Source organism: Streptomyces sp. NPDC054840 (assembly GCF_053611065.1).
Map to the genome: position 1 here is coordinate 1 of NZ_JBSGZP010000697.1, position 3,800 is coordinate 3,800.

Below are 3,800 nucleotides of genomic sequence, written 5' to 3' on the forward strand. Positions count from 1 at the left end.
GCCGCGGGGCGGCACAGGAGCGGCTGATCAGGAGGCGCCCATGGCCTTCTTCAGCTCGGCCGCAGCATTGCGGTAGACCACCAGCAGATCCAGGTCCTCCCCCGGGTAGTTGACGATTTTCACCTGCTTGGCGCCGGAGTCGGGCAGCACCGTGCCGGTGGACATGTGCGCGTTGTCGAGCACCAGCTCCGGCTTCTTCGCCGCGAGTTCGGCCAGCTGCGCCGGGGTCACGGCCTCGGGTCCGTACGTGGCCACCGGGGTGGCGCCCGCGAGCTTCGCCGACCACGCGGTGAAGACCTGGGCCACGACGGACGGGCTACGGCCGCCGGGCCACCCGGCCCGCACCTCCTTGTTCAGCTTCGCGTACTCGGTGTCGAAGCCGGTCTTCCACCGGGTGGCGGCCTCCTCGGTGCCGAAGAACCCACCCAGCCGGGCGACTTCGGCCGAAACCTTGTCAGGATCGTTGTCGAGGCTCACCTCGACCAGCTTCGCCTTGCTGCCGGCGGCCTCCTTGATCTTCGCGGCGTACGGCTCGAAGGGCGCGTACAGCACGAAGTCGGCCTTGGCCACGGCGGCGAGGTCCGACGGCTTGGGGTCGTAGTCCGGGGCGTGGTGGACGGACTGCGGCACGATGACCTTCACGTTCTCGGCGCCCGCGGCCTTGGCGAAGGCGCCCTCCCAGGTGGTGGTGACGACCACGACCGGCTTGCCGGCCCGCGGCTGCGTGCCGTCCTGGGACTTCGTGTCCTGGGGTGAGGGGTCGTTCCCGCAGGCGGCGGTCAGGAAGAGTGCCGCGCTCAGTGCGAGGAGGGAAGTGATACGGACGCGGGTGCGCGCCATGAGCTGATTCTCCGTTCGGGTATGAAATGCACCGCGAGGACCAGCGCCCCCGCGGTCAGGACGAGAACCGGGCCGGGCGGCCAGTCCAGCCACAGGGCCAGCAGGAACCCCGTCAGATTCACCGCCACGCCGATGGCGACGGCCCAGAGGGTGATCGACTTCAGTGAGCTGCCCAGGCGGCGGGCGGCGAGTGCGGGCAGCAGGGTCAGGGCGTCGACGAGCAGGGCGCCGGTCAGTTTGATCGCCCCGGCGACCGCGATGGCGACCAGGACCAGCAGTGCGGCGGTCAGGGCCCGCACCGGTACGCCGGAACACTGGGCGAGCTCGCGGTCGTAGAGCAGCAGGCCGATCTCGCGCCGCCGCCACCAGAACAGGCCCGGTACGACGACGGCCAGCACGCCCAGGACGACGAGGTCGGCCGGGCCCACCGACAGGATCGACCCCCACAACAGGGCGAAGGCGCCGGAGGCGTTGACCCCCGACACGGCCAGCAGGAGCAGCGCCGCCGCGATGGCCAGGCTCATCAGCAGGCCCATCGCCCCCGACAGGCCGTCCGGGGTCCGGGCCAGCGGGGCCACGCCCGCGCCGGCCAGCGCGCAGGCCACCAGCGCGCACAGCATGGGGTCGAGTCCGGTGAGCAGCCCCACGGCGATGCCCAGCAGGGCCACGTGCATCATCGCGAACCGCACCGGCATGATGTCGAGCCCGACGATGACCACACCGATGACCGGCAGGCCGATCGCGGCCAGCAGCAGGGCCACGCCGGCCCGTTGTACGGGCAGCAGTCGGAGGAGTTCGCCCAGGTCGGCGGTGGCCAGGTTCACCGGACCTCCCGAAGGTGGCCCGCGGCCATCTCCAGTACGCGGTCGCACCGGTCCGCGAGCGCCCGGTCGTGCGTCACCACGATGAGGGTCACCGGCAGGGAGGTGAGGACGTCCGCGGCCTCCGACTGCCCGTCGAAGTCGAGGGCGGCGGTCGGCTCGTCCGCCAGGAGCAACTCGGCTCCCGCCGCGATGCATCCGATCGCCCGGGCGAGGTACATCCGCTGCAACTGGCCGCCGGAGAGGGTGTGCAGGGGCCGCTCGACGAGCCGGCCCACCCCGAGCCGCGCGGCGGCCTCGGCGGCCTCCGCCGGAGCGTTGCTGGCGGCCAGCAGTTCGGCGCCGAGCAGGGGGAAGCGGCCGGCGGCCGGCTTCTGCGGGATCCAGGCGCAGGCCCGGCGCCGCCAGGCCCACTCGGCGGGCGACCGGCCCTCCCGGCCGCCGACCCGGATCGAGCCCGTCGTCTGACGGTGGAGACCGAGGACGGCGCGCAGCAGGGTCGTCTTGCCGGAGCCGTTGGTACCGGTCAGGGCCACGCGTTCTCCGGCGGCGATCTCCAGATCGACGTCGGAGACGGCCTCCACGCGGCCGTGCCGGCACACGACCTCCCGCATGCGCACATCCAGCCCGCCCATCACACGCCTCCTCCGCCACGCGGGAAGGCGAGGATCGGCCTCCCACGGGGAAGTGGTCGGATGCGGTACGCCCGGGGTTCCCGGCGGTCCGGGGCCGATTCCGTGGAGGCCCGGAACCGTCGACCCGGACCGAGGCCGGAGGCGGGCCGGACGAGGGCCGGACGCGGGGCGGACGAGGGCCGGGTGAGGACGGGACGCGGACCGGATGAGGGCCGGCTGCGGACCGGACGCGGACCGGACGCGGACCGGATTCAGACCGGGTGGCCGTCGGCGTCCGTGTGGTCCTTCTGGCTGGAGAACTTGTTCAGGAACACGTCGTAACGGCCGTCGGGGCGCCGGGTCATGGTCGCGCCGTCCTGCCAGATGCCGTTCTCGGGCCACCACGGACTGCCGTACGGATCGCCCTGGTTCTGGTGGATGTTGTGGACTCCCAGCCCCGTGTCGAACGGCTCGCCGAAGACCAGGATGCGCCGTCCGACGGTGAGGATCGGCTCGAAGGCGGTGGCGGCTTCGAGATTGGAGCCCGAGGTCCAGGGCGGGGACGACTTCAGCAGCCGGTCGAGGAGTTCGCGCAGCGGGCCGGACAGCCACCGGGGCAGGTCCGGGCGCCTGCGCAGGGCCGGATGACGGATGTAGTCGAGAGCTCCGGACCCGGGGGCGCGGTCGAGTTCGTGGAATCCGGGTGCCAGTGCGGCCACCGGGCCGAGTGCCGCCGCGTCCACAGTGAAGACCTTCCACTGCACACCGGTGTCCGAGTCGTGGCTGTCCACGTCGACGGCGCACTTGTACCGCCCGTCCGGGGCATCGACCCGGAGGTTGACGTGGAACCAGGCGCCCTCCATGTCGGGGGTGTCGCGGAAGTGCTGGTGCAGGATCCCGGCCAGCACACCGTGGCGGTCGAGTGGCATGTTCCCCAGTGAAGCACCGGGCCAGCCGGTCGGGTGGTTCTGGCGCGCGGGCGCGAGGGTGATCGGGGCGGGCCGGACCGGTAGCCCTACGGTCGGTCCCGTGCGGCCGCTTCGGACCGCGCGAGGCGCCTACGCAAGAGGTCGAACCTTCATGAGTCTGAGCATCCGCAACCAGCTCGCGGGCAGCGTCACCGCCGTCACCGTCGGCGAGGCCATGGCGACGGTCAAGGTCCGTCTGGCCGGCGGCCAGGAGATCACCGCCGCCATCACCGCCGACGCCGTCAAAGACCTCGGCATCGCTGCGGGGTCCGCGGTGAAGGCGCTCGTCAAGGCCACCGAGGTGGCCCTGGCCACCGATCCGGTCGAGAACATCTCCATCCGTAACCAGATCCCGGGCACGGTGTCCGAAGTGACCGTCGGTCGGGCCATGGCCGCCGTGAAGATCAACGTGAACGGCGGCGGGCTGACCGCGGCCGTCACCGCCGATGGTGTCCAGGCGCTGGGCCTGGCCCCCGGCTCCTCCGTCGTGGCGCTGATCAAGTCGACCGAGATCTCCCTCGCCGGCGCCTGAACCGTCCGTACGGACCGTACGGACG

The 3,800-nt window shown here is 72.1% G+C and carries 5 protein-coding genes; 1 reads left to right on the forward strand and 4 read right to left on the reverse strand.

Features of this window, described 5'->3' with window-relative positions:
- Positions 1-27: 27 nt before the first annotated feature.
- The 4 genes from ACWGIU_RS32425 to ACWGIU_RS32440 all read right to left on the reverse strand — a co-directional run bounded on the left by ACWGIU_RS32425 (position 28) and on the right by ACWGIU_RS32440 (position 3,204).
- Complete coding sequence (locus ACWGIU_RS32425) at positions 28-840, reverse strand: metal ABC transporter solute-binding protein, Zn/Mn family (protein ID WP_453711684.1); 813 nt, start codon at positions 838-840, stop codon at positions 28-30.
- Positions 798-1,664: a metal ABC transporter permease gene (locus ACWGIU_RS32430; RefSeq protein ID WP_453711685.1), complete on the reverse strand. Its 867-nt coding sequence runs from the start codon at positions 1,662-1,664 to the stop codon at positions 798-800. Before ACWGIU_RS32430 ends, ACWGIU_RS32425 begins: the two co-directional genes overlap by 43 nt.
- A complete protein-coding gene (locus ACWGIU_RS32435) occupies positions 1,661-2,296 on the reverse strand; it encodes an ATP-binding cassette domain-containing protein (protein ID WP_453711686.1) in 636 nt (211 codons plus the stop codon). The genes ACWGIU_RS32430 and ACWGIU_RS32435 overlap by 4 nt, the downstream gene beginning before the upstream one ends.
- A gap of 251 nt (positions 2,297-2,547) precedes the next feature.
- A complete protein-coding gene (locus ACWGIU_RS32440) occupies positions 2,548-3,204 on the reverse strand; it encodes a DUF2278 family protein (RefSeq protein WP_453711687.1) in 657 nt (218 codons plus the stop codon).
- A gap of 151 nt (positions 3,205-3,355) precedes the next feature.
- Between ACWGIU_RS32440 and ACWGIU_RS32445 the strand changes: the two genes are divergently transcribed.
- Positions 3,356-3,775 carry a TOBE domain-containing protein gene (locus ACWGIU_RS32445; RefSeq protein ID WP_453711688.1) on the forward strand — a complete coding sequence of 140 codons (420 nt, stop codon included), beginning with the start codon at positions 3,356-3,358 and terminating at the stop codon, positions 3,773-3,775.
- Positions 3,776-3,800: the final 25 nt, after the last annotated feature.